The sequence below is a fragment of the Nocardia sp. NPDC049707 genome (assembly GCF_040674855.1).
Classification (GTDB): domain Bacteria; phylum Actinomycetota; class Actinomycetes; order Mycobacteriales; family Mycobacteriaceae; genus Nocardia.
Window position 1 is genome coordinate 66,142 of sequence record NZ_JBFANN010000013.1, and the last position, 20,327, is coordinate 86,468.

Consider the following 20,327-nt stretch of genomic DNA (forward strand, 5'->3'; position numbering starts at 1 on the left):
GAACTCGCTCTCAGATACTAGGGTGCCCAGGGGGGTGCAGGAGCGCTTGCGAAAGTCGCGTCACGGTGTTCACGACCTCGGAGCGCGAGGGTGGTTCATCGAGACTGAGCGCCGCAGCGAGGACCGCACGGAGCGCGCCGATGATGGCAGCGCCGGCCAAGTCTGGATTGATATCGGCGGGGAGCTCACCAGCGTGCTGACCGTGGCGGATGTTGCGGGCGGCCATGGCGGCATGCCGGCGCTGGCGTTCGGCATCGACGCGGGTCGCGGCCGCCTCCTGCAGGAGACCTGCCGCGACCTGGCGGCCGAGGGGGTGCTCGTACAGAAACGCGACCTCCAACTCGATGCGCAGGGTCTCTCGTACCATCCACGTTGCCTCGGGCGCTAACGGTGCGAGGAAGACGGCGTTGTCGTAGTCGTCGTAGAACTCGGCCACGACAGTCTCGACGAGACCCGCCTTGTTGCCGAAGTAACGGTGGATGACGCTCTGTGCGACGCCGGCGGCGGCGGCGACATCAGCGATCTCCAGAGTGCCGTGCCTGCGGAGTTCGTCTTGCGCCGCTGCGATCAGTCGCTTCCTGGTCGCGCGCCCCTTGGCAGTGATCGGGCGGGAAGGCCCGGGGTTGCTCGAGGAGGAGGTGTATGTTCCAGCATTCATAAACGAGAACGTTAGGGAATGATCACGTGCTCCGGGTTGGGCTGCCGTTCCATAGGAGCCTGGCTGTAGTCACCGAATAGACCGTCGCGCTCGGTGACTACCGCGCGAACACCGTCCGTCTGAGCTAGATCGATGAATCGCTGCGCGTCAGGAGTGTTGCGCATGAGCCCGTCCAGGATCGGTCCGAGCGTCTGAGTGGAAGCCAATCCCATGTTGTCGTATGCCTGATTCACGATCAACTTCATCGCCGACAGCTGCGAGAGCGGGATGCTGGACAGCTGCTCGGCGAGCTTCGCCACAGTCGTCTCGAGTTCGGCGAAAGGAACCGCCTTGTTGATCAGGCCGACCTCGGCGGCTTCCGTGCCGCTGAACGGCTTGCCGGTCAACGCGTACTCTTTCGCCTTCGTCAAACCGAGACGGTAGAGCCACATGCCGGATAGGTAGCAGCCCCACATCCGGCTGTACGGCGTACCGATCATCGCGTCGTCGCTGGCGATGACCAGGTCAGCCGACAGTGCGAAGTCGCTACCGCCGCCCACACACCATCCGTGCACCTGGGCGATCACCGGCTTGGACGTCCGCCACACGGAGAGGAACTTCTGTGTCGGCGCCACCTGCGGCGCGGTCGCGAACGCGAAGTCCTTGCCCGGATCCCACTGACCCTCGGTGGTGATGAGGGAGTCCCAGTGGTGGAATCCGCCACCAAAGTTGTATCCACCGCAGAAGGAACGTCCGGCGCCGCGCAGCACGATGACCGATACGTTCTCGTCCAGGGTGGCGATCGCCACCGCCTTCTCTACCTCATCAGGCATCGGCGGGACGATCGTGTTCAGTTGCTCAGGCCGGTTGAGCGTGATGGTCGCGACCTTGCCGTCCCGCTTGTACAGGATCGTTTCGAATTCTGGTTCTTGCGTCATGCCCACACTGAACCATTCCGAATCATCGAAGTCAAGAAGTGACTTCACTTCTATTTTGACAGTTTCGGGTCGATCGGATCGTCGGATTGCTGGTCGCCGGTGGGGTCGATGGGGCGGTCGGTGGTGAGGTAGATGCGGTTGAGGTGACGGCCGCGGGTTGGCCCCATGTAGGCGAGGGGTCGTCGATCAATGCGTATGTGTGGTCGATGGTGTCGCCTTTGGCTCGGTAAATGGTTGTCGCGCAACCGAGTTCGACATGGCGGGTGATGTAGTCGGCGAGCAGGTGAACGGTGCCGCGGTATCCGATGGCGATGGTGACGCGTATTGCGGGTTTGTTGAGTCGAGTGGGAGGACGTCGCCGAGGTATCCGGTGTGGTTGTCGGACAACCGGATTCGTGTCCCGCTGCAGTCGATGATGCCGTTGCTGATGATCTTGTGGAAGGTAGGCGGGGTCGCGACGGTATCGCACCTGCCGGTCATTCAGCGGGCGACGGTGGTGGTGTCCCAGTCGCCGTCGCTGAAGGTTTGATCGGCTGCGAAGGCAGGGCAGCGAAAAGGGGTGCGCTCAGCGCGATTACGGCCACCAAGCGGCGGATGAGTGCTCGATCGTGGAGATTTCGGCGAGCCTGCATCGGCGCCGCACCGGTGTGTCGTCGGGAATCGCCGGAAGTGGACGTTAGGTGAACAAATGGTTTCTCAGAAGTATTGCCCCGCAACAATAGTTGCGTCATGCTGAGGGTGTGGCCAGACGGTCGAACAGGCGGCCGATCCGGCCTAGGCGAGGATCCGAGGATCCAAAGGGGTGCTGTCCGCACCCCCTCACGTTGTTGCATCGATTCCGCACCAGCCGTTGGCGGCGGCGCGTCAGTTGGCTGCTTGCCGCAATCTTCGTGCTGTTCGTCTTTCCCGGACTCGTCGGCGCGGTGGCCAGTGCGCAGTACCAGGCCGCGGCGACCGGCGGTGCTGTCTCCCAAATCGACGGTCTCAGTTGGATGCAGATCCGCGATTCGTCCGGGGTTCCACTGGCCAACTACACCTTCGCCACCGACCACGGCGGGTTGCTGGATCCGGGCTCGACGATTCTCTGGGCGATCCTCGGTTTCGAATTCATCGGCTATATCGCCATCGTGACGACCGCGATCTGGTTGATCGGCAATGCGCTGAGCTTCCAGTGGCTCAACATGTTCGGCACGGCACTGACCGGCGTCGCGGACCGGCTGACCGGTACGATCGCGACGCCGATGCTGCTGATCACCGCCGCGACGATCGGCGCGTTCTGCGTCGCCTGGTTCTGGTTGCGTGGTTATCACGCCAAGGCGGTGCTGCAGATCGTCACGATGTTGGGTGTCGCGGTGCTCGGTCCGTTATTCCTGGCCGAACCGCTCGGCGATGTGCTGTCCTCGGACGGATTGCTCGCCAAGGGGCGGGATTTGGGAATTTCGGTGGCGGCCGGGCTGAACGGCAATAACAATCCGAATCCGAATAATTTGGTGGCGACCATGCAGCAGGATCTGGCGGACAACTTTGCCCGCCGCCCGTTGCAGGTGTGGAATTTCGGACATGTGGTCGACGAGCAACCGGCTTGCCGGTCGGCCTGGACTGCCGGTATGGCCACGGGCGATGACGAGCGGGTCCGCAAGGGCATGCAGAGCTGCGGCGACTCCGCCGCCCACGCCAAGGCTGAGAATCCGACCATGGGTCAGGTCGGTACCGGTCTGATGCTGTTGATCTGCGGCGGCATCCTGTTGGCGTTCGCGGTGGTGCTCGGCATCCGGGTCATCAAGGCCGCCCTGGACGCGATCTACCACGGGTTCATGTCGATATTCGGTTTCGCCGCAGGCGGATTCGTCTACGGACCGACGCAGACCTTTCTGGTCCGCAATATCGTCGACGGCTTTGTCGCTGCGGGCCGGATGACCGCCTACACCATCTTCCTCGGCATCTACGTGCTGTTCATGGGCAATCTGTTCGCGCAGGCGAAGGGGCAGACCATGGCGGTGATCGTCATCGCGGGCACCGCCGAGATTGTCGCCATCTCCCAGCTCAAACGACTGAGCAGCGGCCTGGATCGGGGCAATGACTGGATCGCCAACCGGTTCGCGCTGGCGATCCAGGGGGCGCGTGCGTCCGGCGGGGGCAGTGGCGGCACCGCTTTGGGGATGGGTACCTTGCGCGCCGGAGGCAGTGCGTCCAAACACGGGCTCATGACCAGCCTCGGCACGATCAACACCGCCAACACCTCACCGGTGGTGGCCTGGCTGGCGATGAAGACGAACAGACCGCTGGATCCCTTTGCGCGACTGAAGAAGAAGGCCGACCTGAACAGTATGATCGTCGCGGCATCGGGTATGACACGCGCCGCGGCGGAAGAGGGGAGGGCGGCGCGCGATACGTACGATGCCAAGGCGCTGGCGCGCGCAAATGCCTTCGGTGGGATCCACGATCACGTGGGCGCCGCCCACGCGCGCGATGGTCTCGGCGATATGGGTGCCAGTTCCACGGCCATAGCTGGCTCGCTTGACCGTCTCAGCGTCGACAAGGACAGGAGAGGCAGGATCGAATCTGCAATAGCTATTCAGAAGGCGACCGCGCCGCCGAATACATTCGAGTTCGCGCCGCGGGCGAAGGCGGAGGCCGCCTTGCAGGCGGCGATCAACCGTCCCGGCTCGGGCATGGCCAAAGAATTGGCTGGCCAGGCGCATGTCGCGGCCGACAATTTCCGCAACAACGCCCCACGGCCCATGCCGAATGCGCGTATCGACACGCAGTTCGTGGACCACGTCATGGATGCCGTGAAAAGAGGTGAGTCGCTCGATACCATCAGTCCGGATCTTTGGAGCAGGGCGGACAAGGCGACGTTGCAACACATCGGAACGAATCTCGCAAGCGACTACTTCGACGCCGTCCACAAGTGGGCGTACGACATGAACGACGCAAATCAGGCCGCAGCCATGACCAAAATGGAACATGCGCGCATGTTCGATGGCCTCACCGACGGCCTCGTGAATGATCCGTGGGGAGGCCTGCGGATGCGGAACCTGAACGTCCAACCGGATGATCCATTCGCACAGAGAAGCTGGCGAAGTGTGCAATAGACCCTGAGGGTTCGAGGCGGTTACCGCGGCGCACTAAAATCTTACGGCCCGTCAGTTATGGTGTGACCCTATCGTTCGAGTACCCGAATGATCGTGAGGCTCACTGTGCGGAACAGGGCACCGACCACCTTTCAGGAACTACGTGTCCTACTGCAGCAGCGGTTGCCCGAACTAGCCGACGGTCAACAACGCATAGCCAGGCTGGTATTGGACGACCCGGAAGGAACCGCATTCCGCACCATCGGTCAGAGCGCCGAACTGGCGGGCGTGCACCGTTCCTCGCTGGTGCGTTTCGCGACCATGCTCGGCCTACCCGGCTATCCGGCCCTGGTCGAGCTGTGCCGAAGACAACTGGCCGCCGAGGCGTATCTGGTGCGCAGACCACCCGATGCGCCACCGACCTCGAACGACGAATTCTTCACCGCGATAACCGAATACGATATGAACAATATGTCGCGTACCTTCGCGCGCATCGATCGCGGCGACTGGGACCGGGCGGTCGAGACGCTGGCACACGCCTCGGCGGTGCATGTCATCGGGCTGCGGCGCTGCCTCGCCATCGCCTATGCCGCCACGCACCAGCTGCAGCTGGTGCGCCATCGGGTCCGGCAGCTCGGGGCGACCGCCCGCCTATTGACCGACGAACTGCGCGATATCGAATCCGGCGACGCCCTCATCGCGGTATCGATCCGCCGCTACAGCAGTGACACCGTGCGCGCGGTCGAGTCGGCGCACCGCCGTGGCGTCACCATCATCGCTCTGACCGATGACGCGTCCTCCCCGCTGGCCCGCATCGCCGATGTGACCTTCTACGTAGGAACTGGCTCGCTCACCGTCCTGCGTTCCCTCACCGCCTTCATCGGACTGGTCCACGCCCTGGTCACCGCTGTCGCACTGCGCCTGGAATCCGTCGGTACCGATACCGACATCCTCGACGACCAGTTGCTCGACTAGTCACGGCCACGCGCTGTTTGCCGGTGCCGTCCTCGGGTACCGCTGGGTTATGACGCCCAGCCATGATCTCCGGGGGCTCGGATTGCCCGAAACGATCTCGGTGGCGCTATTCGACCTCGACGGTGTGTTGACCGATACCGCGGCGGTGCACCGGCGGGCGTGGAAGGCGGTTTTCGACGAGTTTCTGGCCGGTCGCAGCCCCGGCCCGTTCCGGCCGTTCAGCGAAGCGGACTATCTGGGCTATGTGGATGGGCGGTCGCGGGCGGACGGTATCCGGGAGTTCCTGAAATCGCGGGGGATCACGCTTCCGGAGGAGGAAACCGATGCGGCGGCGGGCGAGCCGACCGTGCACGGGCTCGGCGATCGGAAGAATCGGCTGTTCCTGTCGTTCCTCGCACGCGACGGCGTGCACGTCTATCCGGGATCGCTGGCCTATCTGACCGCGGTGCGCACCGCCGGGTTGCGGACCGGTGTGGTGACCGCATCGGCGAATGCCCATGAGGTGCTGGCGGTCGCGGATATGGCCCGGTTCGTCGATGTGCGTATCGACGGACTCGAGATCGCCCGCCGCGGCCTGCGCGGCAAACCCGCGCCGGACGCATTTCTCGCGGCCGCGCAGGCGCTGGACGCCGAGCCGAAACAGGCCGCGGCGTTCGAGGATGCCATTGCCGGGGTGACGGCCGGGCGGGCCGCCGAATTCGGATATGTGGTCGGCGTCGATCGCGTGCGCGATGGTACGCAGGCCGAGGCGTTGCGTCGGGCCGGGGCGGATGTGGTTGTCACCGATCTAGCCGAGCTCGGGTCACCGCAATGACCACCGATTGCCGTGGCTTCGAGGTCGCGCCATGGCAATTACGGTGGTGCGGACTGGATCTCGACGCATTACCCCGAAGCGAACGATCCCCCGGCAATCCGACCGACCCGAGCCGCTGCTACCCGAGGGACGGGCGCCCTATCGGCGGCGGTAGCGGTACGAAGGAGCGGGCATGCCATCGTTCACCGAGTCCGAGTACTGGTTGGGCAGACTGGTTTTCCAGCACGGCCTGGCCGTCATCTATCTGATCGCCTTCGTGGCGGCGGCGCGGCAATTCCGAGCGCTCATCGGCGCGCAGGGGATGTTGCCGGTGCCACGATTCATCCGTCGGGTCGCGTTTCGCCGGGCTCCCAGCATCTTTCATATCCACTACTCCGACCGGTTCTTCGCCCTCGTCACCTGGTCCGGTGCGGCGCTGTCGGCCGCAGTGGCGGCGGGTGCGTTGCATCTGGTGCCGCTGTGGGCGGCGATGCTGGTGTGGGCGGTGCTGTGGGCGCTGTACCTGTCGATCGTGAATGTCGGGCAGGCGTGGTACGCGTTCGGGTGGGAGTCGCTGCTGCTGGAGGCCGGATTCCTGGCGATTTTCCTCGGCAATGATCGGGTCGCGCCGCCGGTGCTGGTGTTGTGGTTGGCGCGGTGGCTGGTGTTCCGGGTGGAGTTCGGCGCCGGTCTGATCAAGATACGTGGTGATTCCTGCTGGCGCGATCTGACCTGTTTGTACTACCACCACGAGACCCAACCGATGCCCGGCCCGCTGAGCTGGTTCTTCCATCGCCTGCCCAAACCGCTGCATCGAGTGGAGGTGGCGGCCAACCATTTCGCTCAACTCGTGGTGCCCTGGGGACTTTTCGCGCCGCAGCCGGTGGCGAGCGTGGCCGCCACGTTCATCATCGTCACGCAGCTGTGGCTGGTGCTCTCGGGCAACTTCGCCTGGTTGAACTGGGTGACGATCCTCTTGGCCACCACCGCGATCGATGCGTCCTCGGCGAAAGCGATACTGCCCGTGCCGGATCCGCCGTCGATGTCCGCGGCACCGCCATGGTTCGCGGGTCTGGTGATCGCGTGCACCGTCGTGGTGGTATTCCTCAGCTACTGGCCCGCCCGCAATCTGCTTTCGCGCCAGCAGCGAATGAATGCGTCGTTCAACCCGTTACACCTGGTCAACACCTATGGTGCCTTCGGCAGTATCGGTCGCACCCGCGAGGAGGTGGTGTTCGAGGGCACCGACGAGCCGGATATCACCGACGAGACACTGTGGCGGGAGTACGAGTTCAAGGGTAAGCCGGGGGATCCGCGGCGCTGGCCACGGCAATGGGCCCCGTACCACCTGAGGTTGGACTGGCTGATGTGGTTCGCCGCGATCTCCCCGTCCTACGCCCGCGGCTGGCTGCTCGGCTTCGTCGAACGACTGCTGCGCAACGACCCCGCGACCCTGCGACTATTGCGCCGCTGCCCCTTCCCCGACTCACCGCCGATATATGTGCGGGCGCGAATCTATCTGTACCGCTTCGCAACTCGCGCCGAACTCCAGCACGAGCGGATATTGTGGCACCGCACTCTGGTTGGTGAGTATCTCCCGCCGATGGCCCTGAGTCAGTAGCAGGGCCGACGCGCACCGCATTCCCGCCGAATCGGCGCGCGAGGGATCGATCGCCGCATAGCTTCGTCACGATGACCGCGGCGGCACGAGGCCGTCGCGGACCAGCTAGATCGAGTGAATGAATACGCGGATAGCGGTGATTCGTCGACTGTCGGGGGCGAACTCGACGAAGGCGACACCCTGGGCCGAGTCCAGCCGGACGCTCGCACTCACCGTGCGACCGGCGGCGATCAGCTTGTCCCACTGCATATTTCGCGCCCGATTGGTGAACTCCTCCAGCGAGATCCTGGTTCCGGCCGGGAGTTCGATCATCGTGCGCTCGTCGAGCAGGCGACGAACTCGCGAGATATCCGTGGCCGCCGCAGCCGAGAACACCTGGGCCGTAGCGCGTTTGCCCGCTCGGCCGATACTGCGCATGGCCTGCATCATGCCGAACATGCCGTTGAAGCCCTGATTGGCGATCAGCTGCGGACCCAACTTCAGTGCGGCGCCGAGTCCGGGCAGTCCGGTGCGCAGTAGCTGCGCGATCATCGCGGCCAGCTCCCAATGGGCGGCCAGCCGGGTGATCTTCCAGGCACCGTCTTCCTCGACGAGGTCGTAGCGCAGGTGCATGGGTACCGCGACGGTGGCGCCGGTCGACATGGTTGTGCGGATCAGCAGGTCACGGACCACGGTGGCCGGGCCGACGAAGTCGTGGTCGATCTGGAAGGCGATGGTGTTGGGGCCGATGAAGGTGTCGTAGAACCGTTCGATCGCCGCGCGGCCGATATGCGGGCGGGAACCGACCGGATCGTTGACGGTGGCATCGGCGGCGAACAGGTCGACCCAGGCTGCCTTGTCGTGTGCCGCGACCGCACGCGGTGATGCCTGGACGGCCGCGATCAGTTCCTTGGGTGTGGAATCCAGCGGCATGACAGTTCCTCCTAGTTGCTGCGTCACATGGTAGAACATGTTCTAATTTTGACGCCGGGGGTTCGGTGAGAACTGCGGCGCCCAGCTCGACAAGGACTCCTATGGACTGGTACACCGGCAACACCGCCTATGACACCGTGCTGACGATCGGCTTCGCCTTCGCGGCATTCGTACTGATCGGCGGCCTCTTCGCGCAGAGTCCCTACGGTCGGTTCGGCGCCACCAAGATCGGCTTCAACCTGAACCCGAAGCTCGGCTGGTGGTTGATGGAGATCCCGGCGACGGTGGTCTTCGCGGTGTTCTATCTGACCGGTCCGAACCGGCTCGAGCCGACCGCGCTGGTGCTCGCCGCGATCTGGGTGCTGCACTACGGCAACCGCGGCTGGTTCTTCCCGCTGTCGATCCGCCAGGTGCCCGGCAAACGCAGCAGCTTCAATATCTCGGTGATCGCCGCGGGCATGTTCGTCACCGCGCTGCACGGCTACCTCAACGGCGCCCTCTTCAGCCACGACTACCTGCACCAATACGGCACCGACTGGCTGACCGATCCGCGCTTCCTGATCGGTCTGGTCGGCTACCTCGGCGGCTTCGCGCTGCTGGTCCGCTCCGAATCGATCGTGCGCAATCTGCGCGATAAGGACAATCCGGGTGCGGCCGAATATCGGATTCCGTACGGTGCGGGCTTCCGTTTCGTCACCAGCCCCGCCTATCTCGGCGAGCTGATCGCCTGGGCCGGGTTCGCCCTGCTCACCTGGTCCCTGGCGGGTGTGGTGATCTTCCTGATCACCGCGGGGAACCTGGTGCCACGCGCCTTCGCGACGCACAAGTGGTACCGCGAGAAGTTCGCCGACTATCCGACCGATCGAAAGGCATTGATTCCCTTCATTATCTGAGGTGTCATACAGTGACGCGATGGCGATCATCGACGCGTGGGCCCAGCATCCGACAGCACGGCTGCTGCAACACGAAATGCTGGACTCACTGCGCCGCTGGACCGGCGACACCATTCCGGACCAGCCGCCGCCCGTCTCGACGACGCTCGCCGCCATGGACGCGGGCGGTGTCGATACCGCGTTGATCAGCGCCTGGTACGGACCGGAGGGCGTGCTGATCTCCAATGACGAGGTGGCCGGATTCGTCGCCGAGTCCGGTGGCCGCTTGGTCGGCGTCGCATCGGTGGATCTGCGCAAGCCGATGGGCGCGGTGCGCGAACTCCGTCGTGCGGTCACCGAGTTGGGGATGAAGGCGCTGCGGATCGTGCCGTGGCTGTGGGGTCTGCCGCCGAACGACCGGCGCTACTATCCGCTCTACGCCGAATGCGTCGAACTGGGCATCCCGTTCTGTACGCAGGTCGGGCACACCGGCCCGCTGCGCACCTCCGAAACCGGCCGCCCGATTCCCTATCTCGACGACGTCGCGCTGGAATTCCCGGAACTGGTCATCGTGGGCGGACATCTCGGCTATCCGTGGACCACCGAAATGATCGCGATGGCAACGAAATACCCGAATGTCTACATCGACACCTCGGCCTACACGGTGCGCAGGTACCCACCGGAGCTGGTGGCGTACCTGAAGTCCCACGGCCGCGGCAAAGTCCTCTTCGGCACCAACTACCCGATGATCCCGCCCCAACACGCCCTCGCGGGCCTCGACGACCTCGGACTCGACGACGAATGCCGCGCCCTCTTCCTTTCCGGCAACGCCAGCCGCGTCTTCGGCCTTCCCACCCCCGACCAGCACGGCGGCTGAGCCTGCCCCAGCGCCGGAAGATTCGACCCGCCGATAGGTCGGCTTCGGCGATCGGGTAGACGTTTCCGAAACATCGGGAGTGCCTGCGGCCCAACCGGTTCCGCGGTCACGCAGCCGATCCGGCTCGCGCTGATCGATGCGGCCGAAGAGCGCGGGACGGATCGCTCCGCCACGCCGTGGGTGTTGTCCGGACGCACCGACGCGGCGGTGCCCGCGATGGCGCAGCGGTTGTGGGAGTTCCCGGACACCGATCCGACCGATATCGGCTACTCGCTGACCGCGACCGATTGCATGAATTGGCCCACGGGGCAAACGGATTCGACTATCCGGCGAAGAATCCCGAATTTGCCATCGGCTTTCACAAGGCGATGAAGGTGACCACTCAGCGGTACCGGCCTATGACTCACCGGTGGTCGCCGGATCGGCCAGCGCGCCTTCCGCGGTTCGTAATCGGTCGGTGAGTGCCGTGAGCAGGTCCATGGACTCGGTGGACAGGCCGAGCGCCAGTTGCACCAGGCGGCGTAGCGGCCGGCTGTTGATCTGACTGACCAGCAGCAGATCGTGGTCATGGGGACTATCGAGGTACTCGAGATTCACGGCGGTTCTCACAATCTGTCAGCTGCTTCCGGATTGCCCGGCGCTCCAGCGGGTTGCTCGCGCTACGGCAGGTATAGCCGTCGGACCTCGATGCGCAGGTTCTAATATTCCGGCAAGCGGAGGATGCCCCTCCGATCGACCCCCACCGAAGGGCGGAACAGTGGCGTTCGCGGACTATCAGAACGAGATCTACTTCGCGGCTCTCAGCGGAAATGCGCCGGAGTTCCCGATGGATTATGCGACCCTCGAGGCGAAGGCCGCGGCCGCACTGCCCACCTCGCTGTACTCCTATATCGCGGGCGGAGCCGGTGACGAACTGACCCAGCGGCGCAATGTCGAGGCCTTCGAGGACTGGGGTGTAGTCCCACGGATGCTCGTCGGTGCGACCCAGCGCGATCTGTCGGTCCAGGCCTGGGGGCTCACCTTCCCCAGCCCGATCTTCATGTCCCCGGTCGGCGTGATCGGGTTGGTCGGCGATCGGCACGGCGATATCGCGGTCGCCGAGGCCGCGGCGAAATCCGGTGTACCCGCGGTCTTCTCGACGCTCATGGAGGATCCGCTGGAGGAGGTCATCAGCCACGCGGGTACGACGCCGAGCTTCTTCCAGCTGTACACACCCAAGAATCGCGACCTCGCCGCGAGTCTGGTGAGCCGAGCCGAGGCCGCCGGATATCGCGGCATCACGGTCACCTTGGACACCTGGATTCCGGGGTGGCGGCCGCACGATCTGTCGACCGGGAACTTTCCGCAGTTGCGCGGGCATGTGCTGAAGAACTACACCTCCGATCCCGTTTTTCAGCAAATGGTCGGCTCGGACGATCCGCGGTCCATCGTGCTGCACTGGGTGCAGACCTTCGGAAATCCGCTCACCTGGGACGATCTCGAATGGCTTCGATCGCTGACCGAACTGCCGATCATCCTCAAGGGCATTTCCCATCCCGATGACGCGCGCCGCGCGATCGATGCGGGAGTGGACGGCATTTTCTGCTCGAATCACGGTGGGCGCCAAGCCAATGGCGGGCTGAGCGCATTGGAGACGCTGCCCGGGGTGATCGAAGCCGTCGCCGACCGGGTGCCGGTGCTGTTCGATTCCGGTGTGCGCTCGGGCACCGATGTGATCAAGGCGCTCGGCGTGGGTGCGACGATGGTCGGCATCGGCCGGCCCTATGTGTACGGCCTTGCGCTGGGCGGGGTTTCGGGTCTGGTGCACGTGCTGCGGATGATTCTGGCGGAGGCCGATCTGCTCATGGCGGTGAACGGCTATCCGGATATCGCCGCGGTACGCGCGAACATCCGGCCGCGGCGCTGAATCAGGGCGGTGTGCGCCGCACGCGCGGTGCCACTACGGTAGGGCGGCGAGTCCGGACCCCGATTGCTGGGAGATGAGCGTGCCTGTATCGACGATCGAGAATGCGGCGGTGCTGTCCGTGGCACCGACCGAGCCCGAACGCCGCACCATCCCCACCGCCGCGTTCTGGGTGATCTCGGTCCTCGGCATCGTCGCCGGTGTGTACTACATCCACCAGGTCCGCGCAGCGATGCAGGTGATGATGCATCTGATGGATCTGAGCGTCTATCAGATCGCCGGGCACCGGGTGGTCGACGGCGTTTCCATCTACGACACGCCCCTGCTCGGCCGCACCCGCGGCGTCTGGGAATTCGTCTACACGCCGTTCGCCGCGCTGCTGTTCGTGCCGCTGGTCAATCTGCACGGTGACGTCTTCACTTATGTCGGTGCGTTCGGCAACTTCGCCATGCTGACCGCGTCGGTGTGGGCGGCGCTGTCGATGCTCGGCTACCGTCGCGATCTGCGGCTGGTGCTGGTCGGCGTGCCGATAGCCGGACTGCTGATGTGGTGCGAGCCGGTGCGCGAGACCATGGCCTTCGGTCAAATCAATATCTTCCTGCTGTTGCTGGTGCTCGCCGATATGGCGCTGCCCGATACGTCGCGGTGGAAGGGCGTGCTGACCGGCATCGCGGCGGGTATCAAACTCACCCCCGCCTTCTTCGTGGTCTATCTGCTGGTCACCCGCAGGTACCGAGCGGCGGTGACGGCCATCGGCGCGTTCGCCGCGACCGTACTCGTCGGTCTCGCGGCCATGCCCAAGGATTCGCTGACCTTCTGGAGCGGCGCATTCGCCGACCCCAAGCGCGTCGGTGTGCCGGAGAATCCACGCAACGAATCACTGCGCGGCCTGCTCGCACGGACCATCGGTGTCGAGGGCGTGCACCAATTGCTGTGGCTGGCAGGCGCTTTCGCGATCGCTGCGGCCTGCCTCTATCTGGCACGTCGGCTGTCGCTGACCGGAGCCGAACTGCCTGCGGTGGTCCTGGTCGGACTCACCACCACCGCGGTGTCCCCGTACAGCTGGGTGCACCACTGGGTCTGGCTCGCACCGCTGCTGGTCTATCTGGTCGACCTGGCCTTGCGCAGGCGCGGTGTGGTCGTATCGATCGGACTGCTGGTGGCGGTCGTGATCGCCGCGGGTGGTGTGATCGCCTTCTTCGACCCGACGATGAGCAGCATCTTCGACTATCCCTCGGGAAGTCACATCGCGACACTCGTGCACAACGGATACATCTGGCTGACGTTCGCACTATTCGGCGCCGCCGCGGTTCAGCTGCGATGTTCGGCAGGTGACCAGCCGGACACAGTATCTGCCGGGGTGCGGTAGATCAGCGTCAGGACTCCGACGCGGGCGCCTGCGCCTGCTGTTCCGCGACCGCCGCGGCACGTTTGGCTCCCGCGCCCCAACCGACGTGCAATTCGGCGCGCATGCGGTCGACCATATGCGGATAGTGCAGCTCGAACGCCGGTCGCTCGGACCGGATACGCGGCAGCTCGTAGAAGTTGTGCCGCGGCGGCGGGCAGGTGGTGGCCCACTCCAGCGAGCTTCCGTAACCCCACGGATCGTCCACGGTGACGACCTCACCATAGCGGTAGCTCTTGAAGACGTTCCAGATGAACGGCAGCATCGACGCACCCAGGAGGAAGGCGCCGATGGTGGAAATGGTATTCAGCGTGGTGAATCCGTCGCTGGGCAGGTAGTCGGCGTAGCGGCGCGGCATACCCTCCGCACCCAGCCAGTGCTGCACCAGGAAGGTGGTGTGGAAGCCGATGAGCGTGGTCCAGAAGTGCCACTTGGCCAGGCGCTCGTCCAGCATGCGGCCGGTGATCTTCGGGAACCAGAAATAGATACCCGCGAACGTCGCGAACACGATGGTGCCGAAGAGCACGTAGTGGAAGTGCGCGACCACGAAATAGGTGTCGGTGACATGGAAATCCAGCGGCGGGCTGGCCAGGATGACACCGGACAGACCACCGAAGAGGAAGGTGACGAGGAAGCCGACGGAGAACAGCATCGGTGATTCGAAGGTCAGCTGACCGCGCCACATGGTGCCGATCCAGTTGAAGAACTTCACACCTGTCGGCACCGCGATCAGGAAGGTCATGAACGAGAAGAACGGCAGCAGCACAGCGCCGGTGGCGAACATGTGGTGCGCCCACACCGCCATCGACAGCGCGGCGATGCCGAGGGTCGCATAGACCAGCGTGGTGTAACCGAAGATCGGCTTACGCGAGAAGACCGGGAAGATCTCCGAAACGATGCCGAAGAACGGCAACGCGACGACGTACACCTCGGGATGTCCGAAGAACCAGAACAAGTGTTGCCACAGCAATGTTCCGCCGGTGGCCGGATTGTAGATATGCCCGCCCAGGTGCCGGTCGACCTCCAGCCCCATCAGTCCCGCCGCCAGAATCGGAAAGACAAGCAGCACAAGCACACTGGTAACGAAGATATTCCAGGTGAAGATCGGCATCCGGAACATCGTCATGCCAGGGGCACGCAGGCAAACCACCGTCGTGGACATATTGACGGCGCCGAGGATGGTGCTGACACCGCTGAGCACCAACCCCATGATCCACAGATCAGCACCCGCGCCGGGTGAGTGCTGGATACTGGTCAGCGGCGAGTACGCCGTCCATCCGTAATCGGCCGGGCCGCCGGGCGTGACGAATCCGGCCGTCGCGATCGATGCGCCGAACAGATACATCCAATAGCTCAACGCGTTGAGCCGGGGGAACGCGACATCCGGCGCCCCGATCTGCAGCGGTAACACCGCATTGGCGAAGCCGAACACAATCGGCGTCGCATAGAACAGCAGCATGATCGTGCCGTGCATGGTGAACAGCTGATTGAACTGTTCGGTCGACAGGAACTGCAGACCGGGTCGCGCCAGCTCCGCGCGCATCAGCAGAGCCATCAGACCACCGATGAAGAAGAACGCCATCGCGGTGGTTACGTACATGACCCCGAGCACCTTGGGGTCGGTGGTCGTGATCATCTTCCAGATATAGGAGCCTTTTGGACCCGTCCGCTGCGGATAGGGCCGAACCGCTTCGAGTTGAGTCACAGCCACGGCTGTCGCCACCCTTCCGATCGCCGAGAGCAGCCTTGTCCGGATTATGCGCCTGTTCGATCTGCGACATGGGCGCTTTGCGCCATTGCCGCTGTTGTGTCCGCGTCCACGGTAGGAGTTTGACTGCGTCCACGGTGGGATGTGCCCGGTCACGCGCGCCGTGGCGTCGTCCACTGGTTCTTCGCGATGGGGGTGCGCTTCCACTGGGCCGGTTGCGGTGCGCGTTCCGATAGTTTCGGCGCCATGTACCCCGTCGTTGTCCGACTATCACCGCCATGTGAGGTGCGTCGCACCAGCAGTGGCCCGGGAACTGGCATCGGGCCGCGGCCGACCTGTGTGCGAGGGCTGGCACATTCATTGCCCGCCGCAGCGCTTCCGATTCGAGGATTGGTGTAAAACGTGCAGGTCAAGCGCTCGTCCGACCACCTGGTGTGGCTGCTCGCCGTGCTTGCGGCCGGCGCGCTCGTGCTCATCTCGGTGCTCGCGGCCGGTGCGATGCCCTACCGGTCGGCAGGTATCGCCTATCCCGGGTTCGTCGATGTCCTGCTGTATGTCGCGCTGCGCGTGGTCGCCGCGCTGGCGGGCGCGATGACCCTTGGCGCGTTGATCTACGCACTGTGCTGCACTGTCGTCACCGCGCGCGGTCGCGTCGATATAGACGGATATGCCGGTGTCCGGGTGGCGGAGCGGGTGAGTCTCGTGTGGCTCGTCGCGGCGCTGGTCCTGATTCCGGTGAGTGCGGCGAATAGGGGCGGGCTCTCGATGAGTGTCGCGCTGGAGCGGGGTGCGATCGGCGCGCTGATCGATGCCAGCGAGCAGCCGAAGGCGTGGATCGTGGTCGCGGTGCTGGCCGGTGTCGTCGCGCTGGTGACACGCCTGACCTTGGCATGGACCGGACTTGTTGTGCCGACAGTGCTGGCGCTGCTCGCGGTGCTGCCGCCCGCCATGGTCGGCAATGCGGGGGAGGGGCCGAATCACGACTTCGGCACCGGCGCGATGATCATTTTCCAACTCGCGGTCTCGGTGCTGCCGGGGCTGGCGTGGTGTATGGCGGCGCAGGTGCGGCGCAACGGTTCCCAGGTCACGACCGCGATTCGGCGATACGCGCGCATCGGGCTGTTGTGTCTGGCCGCGGCCACGCTCAGCGGATTGGTGCTCGGGGCCATCCTGTTGCCGTGGTCGGCGCTGTTGCGCACCGGCTACGGTCGGCTCGCTCTGGTGGTCGTCGTGGCGGCCGCCGCTATGGGGATCATGCTGAGAAGGATTGCCGCCGAGCAAGATTCGAGCACGGGGTGGCTGATCTCCGGAACCGGCGCGCTGTCGGTCGTGGTGACCGCCGCACTGGTGTCGATGGCTGTCCAGCCGGCCCCGGCCTTCGCCGATCGCTCGTTCACCGCGCAAGAGATTTTCCTCGGTTTCGATTTGCCGGAGAAGGCCCACTTCTGGCGGCTGATCACCATGTGGCGCTTCGATATCGTCCTCGGCACGGCCGCTCTCGCCGGTATCGCACTGTATGCCGCCGGGGTGCTGCGGCTGCAGCGGCGCGGCGACACCTGGTCGCCATGGCGCGCGCTGTCATGGACGAGTGGCTGCGTGGCCCTGCTGATCTCGACGTCATCGGGCATCGGCGCCTACGGCTATGCCATGTTCAGCATGCACATGATCACGCATATGGCGCTCAATATGTTCGTACCGGTGCTGCTGGTACTCGGCGCGCCGGTGACCCTGCTGGTGCGGGCCGTCCCGGCCGCACCCAAGGACGCGGTTCCCGGTGTGCGCGAATGGGTGCTGGGGATCCTGCATTCCCGCCCCACCGCCCTGCTGGCCCATCCCGGCACCGCGATCACGGCCTTCGTGGTCTCGCTCTACGGCCTGTACTTCACGCCGCTGTTCCAGAACCTGATCCGCTATCACTGGGGGCACGTCTTGATGAACGTGCACTTCCTGATCATCGGCTACCTGTTCTACTGGGCCATTATCGGCATCGACCCGGGTCCGCGCCGCCTGCCGCATCTCGGTCGGCTCGGTATGTTGTTCGCCATCATGCCTTTTCACGCCTTCTTCGGCGTCGCGGCGCTGTCGATGAATTCGATTATCGGCGAACGTTTCTATGAACAACTCCAGTTGCCCTGGCATCTGGACCTGATGGCGGATCAGCGGGTCGGCGGCGGTATTGCCTGGATCTCTGGCGAAATCCCGGTCCTGCTGGTGGTCGGTGCGCTGGTGACCCAGTGGGTGGCCCAGGATCGGCGCACCGCGGTGCGCACCGACCGCAGGGACGACGAATACGGTGACTCCGAACTCGCCGCCTACAACGCCATGCTGGAGAAATTGGCGCAGTCGCGTCGCTGAATCAGCGCCCGAACCGAACCCGCCGCAGCCGCAGGCTGTTCGAGACCACGAAGAACGAGGAGAACGCCATGGCGGCACCGGCGATCAACGGATTCAGCAGGCCGAGTACGGCCACCGGAATGGCGACCACGTTATAACCGAAGGCCCACAACAGATTCCCCTTGATGGTGCGCAGGGTGGCGTGCGCGAGTTCGATGGCATCGGCGACGGCCGCGAGATCATCGCGGACCAGGATGACATCGGCGGCCGCGATCGCGACATCGGTACCCGCCCCGATCGCCATCCCGAGGTCGGCGGTGGCCAGCGCGGCGCCGTCATTGATGCCGTCGCCGACCATGACAATGCGGCGGCCCTGCTCCTGCATGCGGGCGATCAACTCGACCTTGCCCTCCGGAAGCAGTTCGGCCACAACCGTATCGATCCCGATCTCATCCGCGACCGACTGTGCGGCATAGGCATTGTCGCCGGTGAACATCATGACGCGCAGGCCGAGCGCGTGCAGCCGGGCAATGGCATCGGCAGCGGTGTCCTTCACGGTATCGGCGACCGTGATCACCGCGCAGGCCGCACCATCCAATACCACAAGCACTGCGGTGTGTCCCACGCGTTCCCCCTGGCGCACAGCACGACTCAGCGTTTGCGGAACACCGATACCGCGATCGTGCAGCAGGCGCAGCCGTCCCACCAACACCTCGCGACCCGCCACCACACCGCGCGCACCCAAACCCGGTAGTGCCGTGAAGGATTCGACCTCCGGCAGATCGTCGAGGACGGTCCTGGCATGCCGGGTGATGGCCGCGGCCACGGCATGTTCGGAGGCCGCCTCCACCGCACCCGCCAGTCGCAACACCTCGGCCTCGGTCAGCGGATCCGGAACGGTCACCCCGACAACGCTCATCACGCCATTGGTGACGGTCCCGGTCTTGTCCAGCACCACCGTGTCCACATCGCGGGTGGCTTCGAGCGCCTGATGCCCCTTGATGAAGATCCCCAGCTGCGCACCGCGCCCGGAGGTCACCATCAACGCCGTCGGAATCGCCAGGCCCAGCGCGCACGGGCAGGCGACCACGAGCACCGCGAGGGCGGCCGATGCGGCGCGGTCCACGCCGAAACCGAGGAGCCACCAGGTCGCGAAAGTGCCTGTCGACACGGCGAAGACGAACGGCACGAAGACCGAGGAGACCCGGTCGGCCACGCGCTGCATGCGCGCCTTCCCGGTCTGCGCCTGCTCGACCAACCGGATCATGCCGGAGAGCTTTGTATCCGCGCCCACCGCGGCCGCTTCCACGATCAGCCGGCCGGTGAGTGCGGTGGTGCCGCCGATGACCGCCATCCCCTCGGTCACCTCGACCGGAACGGATTCGCCGGTCATGGCGCTGGCATCCACACTCGAAGCCCCGGAAACCACGAGGCCGTCGGTGGCGATGGTCTCGCCGGGACGTACCACGAACCGCTGCCCCTCGACGAGCTCGCCGATGGGGACCCGCATTTCGCGATTGTCGCGGGTGAGCACCGTGACCCCGCGGGCTCCCAGCGCGGCCAGCGCACGCAGCGCACTGCCCGCTGCACGCTTGGCCTTCGCCTCGAAATACCGTCCGGCGAGTACGAAGGTAGTGACACCCGCGGCGGCTTCGAGATAGATCGAATCACCGGACCAGAACGCGTCCCATACGCCGCCCGGGGTTTCGGTCCGGTCCGCGTGCAGGAATATGGTGTCCAGCGACCATAATGTCGCGGTGGTCACACCGACGGATACCAGCGTGTCCATGCTCGCGGTGAAATTCTTCGCACCCGCCAAGGCCTTTCGATGCATTGGCGCGGCCGACCACACCACCACCGGCAGTGCCAGCACGGTCAGGATCACCTGCCAGCCGGTGAATCGGGTGGCCGGGACCATCGCGAACATCACCGACAGATCGGCGAGCGGAAAGAACAGCAGTAGCGCGACGACCAAGCGCCGGAACAGATCCCGGACCGCCGCCTCCTCGGGGGCGGCGGATACGGGTCCGGTGCGATCGGTGATCGGCTCCGCGCCGTACCCGGCCGCGACCACTTCGGCGCAGAGCTGATCGGCCGAAATGTCCTCGGCCGCCTCGACGGTGGCGATGCCGGTCGCATAGTTCACCGAGGCGAGTACGCCGTCGATCTTATTGAGCTTGCGTTCTACTCGGTTCGCGCAAGCGGCACAGGTCATTCCGGATACCGCGAGCGAAATCCGGGTTGTCGCGGGTTCCGCACGAGCGCCCGCCCGCATCGG

Annotated in this window: 16 protein-coding genes; 10 read left to right on the top strand and 6 right to left on the bottom strand. The window is 64.9% G+C overall.

All coding sequences use genetic code 11. From position 1 onward, the window contains the following. Nucleotides 1–10: 10 nt before the first annotated feature. Nucleotides 11–658 carry a TetR/AcrR family transcriptional regulator gene (locus AB0J29_RS14780; protein ID WP_364784987.1) on the bottom strand — a complete coding sequence of 216 codons (648 nt, stop codon included), beginning with the start codon at nt 656–658 and terminating at the stop codon, nt 11–13. A gap of 11 nt (nt 659–669) precedes the next feature. Further along, nucleotides 670–1,575, bottom strand: coding sequence for a crotonase/enoyl-CoA hydratase family protein (locus AB0J29_RS14785; RefSeq protein ID WP_364784990.1), 906 nt, complete (start codon nt 1,573–1,575; stop codon nt 670–672). A 199-nt stretch (nt 1,576–1,774) separates the two neighbouring features. Here AB0J29_RS14785 and AB0J29_RS14790 point away from each other — a divergent pair, with 199 nt between their 5' ends. From AB0J29_RS14790 to AB0J29_RS14810, 5 genes are all read left to right on the top strand, one after another. After that, nucleotides 1,775–2,104, top strand: coding sequence for a hypothetical protein (locus AB0J29_RS14790; protein WP_364784993.1), 330 nt, complete (start codon nt 1,775–1,777; stop codon nt 2,102–2,104). Nucleotides 2,105–2,399: 295 nt separating this feature from the next. Continuing rightward, nucleotides 2,400–4,670, top strand: a complete 2,271-nt coding sequence (locus AB0J29_RS14795; RefSeq protein WP_364784996.1) for a hypothetical protein — start codon at nt 2,400–2,402, stop codon at nt 4,668–4,670. 93 nt (nt 4,671–4,763) lie between these two features. After that, a complete protein-coding gene (locus AB0J29_RS14800) occupies nt 4,764–5,624 on the top strand; it encodes a MurR/RpiR family transcriptional regulator (protein ID WP_364784999.1) in 861 nt (286 codons plus the stop codon). Nucleotides 5,625–5,673: 49 nt separating this feature from the next. After that, a complete protein-coding gene (locus tag AB0J29_RS14805; protein ID WP_364785002.1) occupies nt 5,674–6,438 on the top strand; it encodes a beta-phosphoglucomutase family hydrolase in 765 nt (254 codons plus the stop codon). A 172-nt stretch (nt 6,439–6,610) separates the two neighbouring features. Beyond that, complete coding sequence (locus AB0J29_RS14810; RefSeq protein WP_364785005.1) at nt 6,611–8,038, top strand: lipase maturation factor family protein; 1,428 nt, start codon at nt 6,611–6,613, stop codon at nt 8,036–8,038. Between the two features lie 105 nt (nt 8,039–8,143). On the opposite strand, the gene AB0J29_RS14815 is transcribed toward AB0J29_RS14810, so the two are convergent. Continuing rightward, nucleotides 8,144–8,950, bottom strand: a complete 807-nt coding sequence (locus AB0J29_RS14815) for an SgcJ/EcaC family oxidoreductase (protein WP_364785008.1) — start codon at nt 8,948–8,950, stop codon at nt 8,144–8,146. 101 nt (nt 8,951–9,051) lie between these two features. Here AB0J29_RS14815 and AB0J29_RS14820 point away from each other — a divergent pair, with 101 nt between their 5' ends. Together AB0J29_RS14820 and AB0J29_RS14825 are read left to right on the top strand one after the other, a co-directional pair. Then, nucleotides 9,052–9,843 carry a 3-oxo-5-alpha-steroid 4-dehydrogenase gene (locus tag AB0J29_RS14820; RefSeq protein ID WP_364785011.1) on the top strand — a complete coding sequence of 264 codons (792 nt, stop codon included), beginning with the start codon at nt 9,052–9,054 and terminating at the stop codon, nt 9,841–9,843. Nucleotides 9,844–9,862: 19 nt separating this feature from the next. Next, nucleotides 9,863–10,699, top strand: a complete 837-nt coding sequence (locus AB0J29_RS14825) for an amidohydrolase family protein (protein ID WP_364785014.1) — start codon at nt 9,863–9,865, stop codon at nt 10,697–10,699. Between the two features lie 396 nt (nt 10,700–11,095). Here AB0J29_RS14825 and AB0J29_RS14830 read toward each other — a convergent pair whose 3' ends face one another. Further along, complete coding sequence (locus AB0J29_RS14830) at nt 11,096–11,296, bottom strand: hypothetical protein (RefSeq protein WP_364785017.1); 201 nt, start codon at nt 11,294–11,296, stop codon at nt 11,096–11,098. 160 nt (nt 11,297–11,456) lie between these two features. On the opposite strand from AB0J29_RS14830, the gene AB0J29_RS14835 reads away from it, so the two are divergent. Beyond that, the gene (locus tag AB0J29_RS14835) at nt 11,457–12,605 is read left to right on the top strand and encodes an alpha-hydroxy-acid oxidizing protein (protein WP_364785020.1); all 1,149 of its coding nucleotides are present in this window, start codon (nt 11,457–11,459) and stop codon (nt 12,603–12,605) included. A gap of 79 nt (nt 12,606–12,684) precedes the next feature. Further along, nucleotides 12,685–13,971 (top strand): glycosyltransferase 87 family protein, encoded by a 1,287-nt coding sequence (locus AB0J29_RS14840; RefSeq protein ID WP_364785023.1) that lies wholly within the window; start codon nt 12,685–12,687, stop codon nt 13,969–13,971. 7 nt (nt 13,972–13,978) lie between these two features. Here the strand turns inward: AB0J29_RS14840 and ctaD are convergent, their stop codons facing one another. Next, complete coding sequence (gene ctaD, locus AB0J29_RS14845) at nt 13,979–15,643, bottom strand: cytochrome c oxidase subunit I (RefSeq protein WP_364785026.1); 1,665 nt, start codon at nt 15,641–15,643, stop codon at nt 13,979–13,981. A 474-nt stretch (nt 15,644–16,117) separates the two neighbouring features. Here ctaD and AB0J29_RS14850 point away from each other — a divergent pair, with 474 nt between their 5' ends. Next, a complete protein-coding gene (locus AB0J29_RS14850) occupies nt 16,118–18,070 on the top strand; it encodes a cytochrome c oxidase assembly protein (RefSeq protein WP_364785029.1) in 1,953 nt (650 codons plus the stop codon). A gap of 1 nt (nt 18,071) precedes the next feature. Here the strand turns inward: AB0J29_RS14850 and AB0J29_RS14855 are convergent, their stop codons facing one another. Continuing rightward, nucleotides 18,072–20,324: a heavy metal translocating P-type ATPase gene (locus AB0J29_RS14855; protein ID WP_364785219.1), complete on the bottom strand. Its 2,253-nt coding sequence runs from the start codon at nt 20,322–20,324 to the stop codon at nt 18,072–18,074. Nucleotides 20,325–20,327: the final 3 nt, after the last annotated feature.

Coding starts and splice junctions, on each gene's coding strand:
- AB0J29_RS14785 (WP_364784990.1), bottom strand. CDS start 1,575: ATGACGCAAGAACCAGAATTCGAAACGATCCTGTACAAGCGGGACGGC.
- AB0J29_RS14780 (WP_364784987.1), bottom strand. CDS start 658: ATGAATGCTGGAACATACACCTCCTCCTCGAGCAACCCCGGGCCTTCC.
- AB0J29_RS14825 (WP_364785014.1), top strand. CDS start 9,863: ATGGCGATCATCGACGCGTGGGCCCAGCATCCGACAGCACGGCTGCTG.
- ctaD (WP_364785026.1), bottom strand. CDS start 15,643: ATGATCACGACCACCGACCCCAAGGTGCTCGGGGTCATGTACGTAACC.
- AB0J29_RS14820 (WP_364785011.1), top strand. CDS start 9,052: ATGGACTGGTACACCGGCAACACCGCCTATGACACCGTGCTGACGATC.
- AB0J29_RS14810 (WP_364785005.1), top strand. CDS start 6,611: ATGCCATCGTTCACCGAGTCCGAGTACTGGTTGGGCAGACTGGTTTTC.
- AB0J29_RS14815 (WP_364785008.1), bottom strand. CDS start 8,950: ATGCCGCTGGATTCCACACCCAAGGAACTGATCGCGGCCGTCCAGGCA.
- AB0J29_RS14855 (WP_364785219.1), bottom strand. CDS start 20,324: ATGCGGGCGGGCGCTCGTGCGGAACCCGCGACAACCCGGATTTCGCTC.
- AB0J29_RS14805 (WP_364785002.1), top strand. CDS start 5,674: ATGACGCCCAGCCATGATCTCCGGGGGCTCGGATTGCCCGAAACGATC.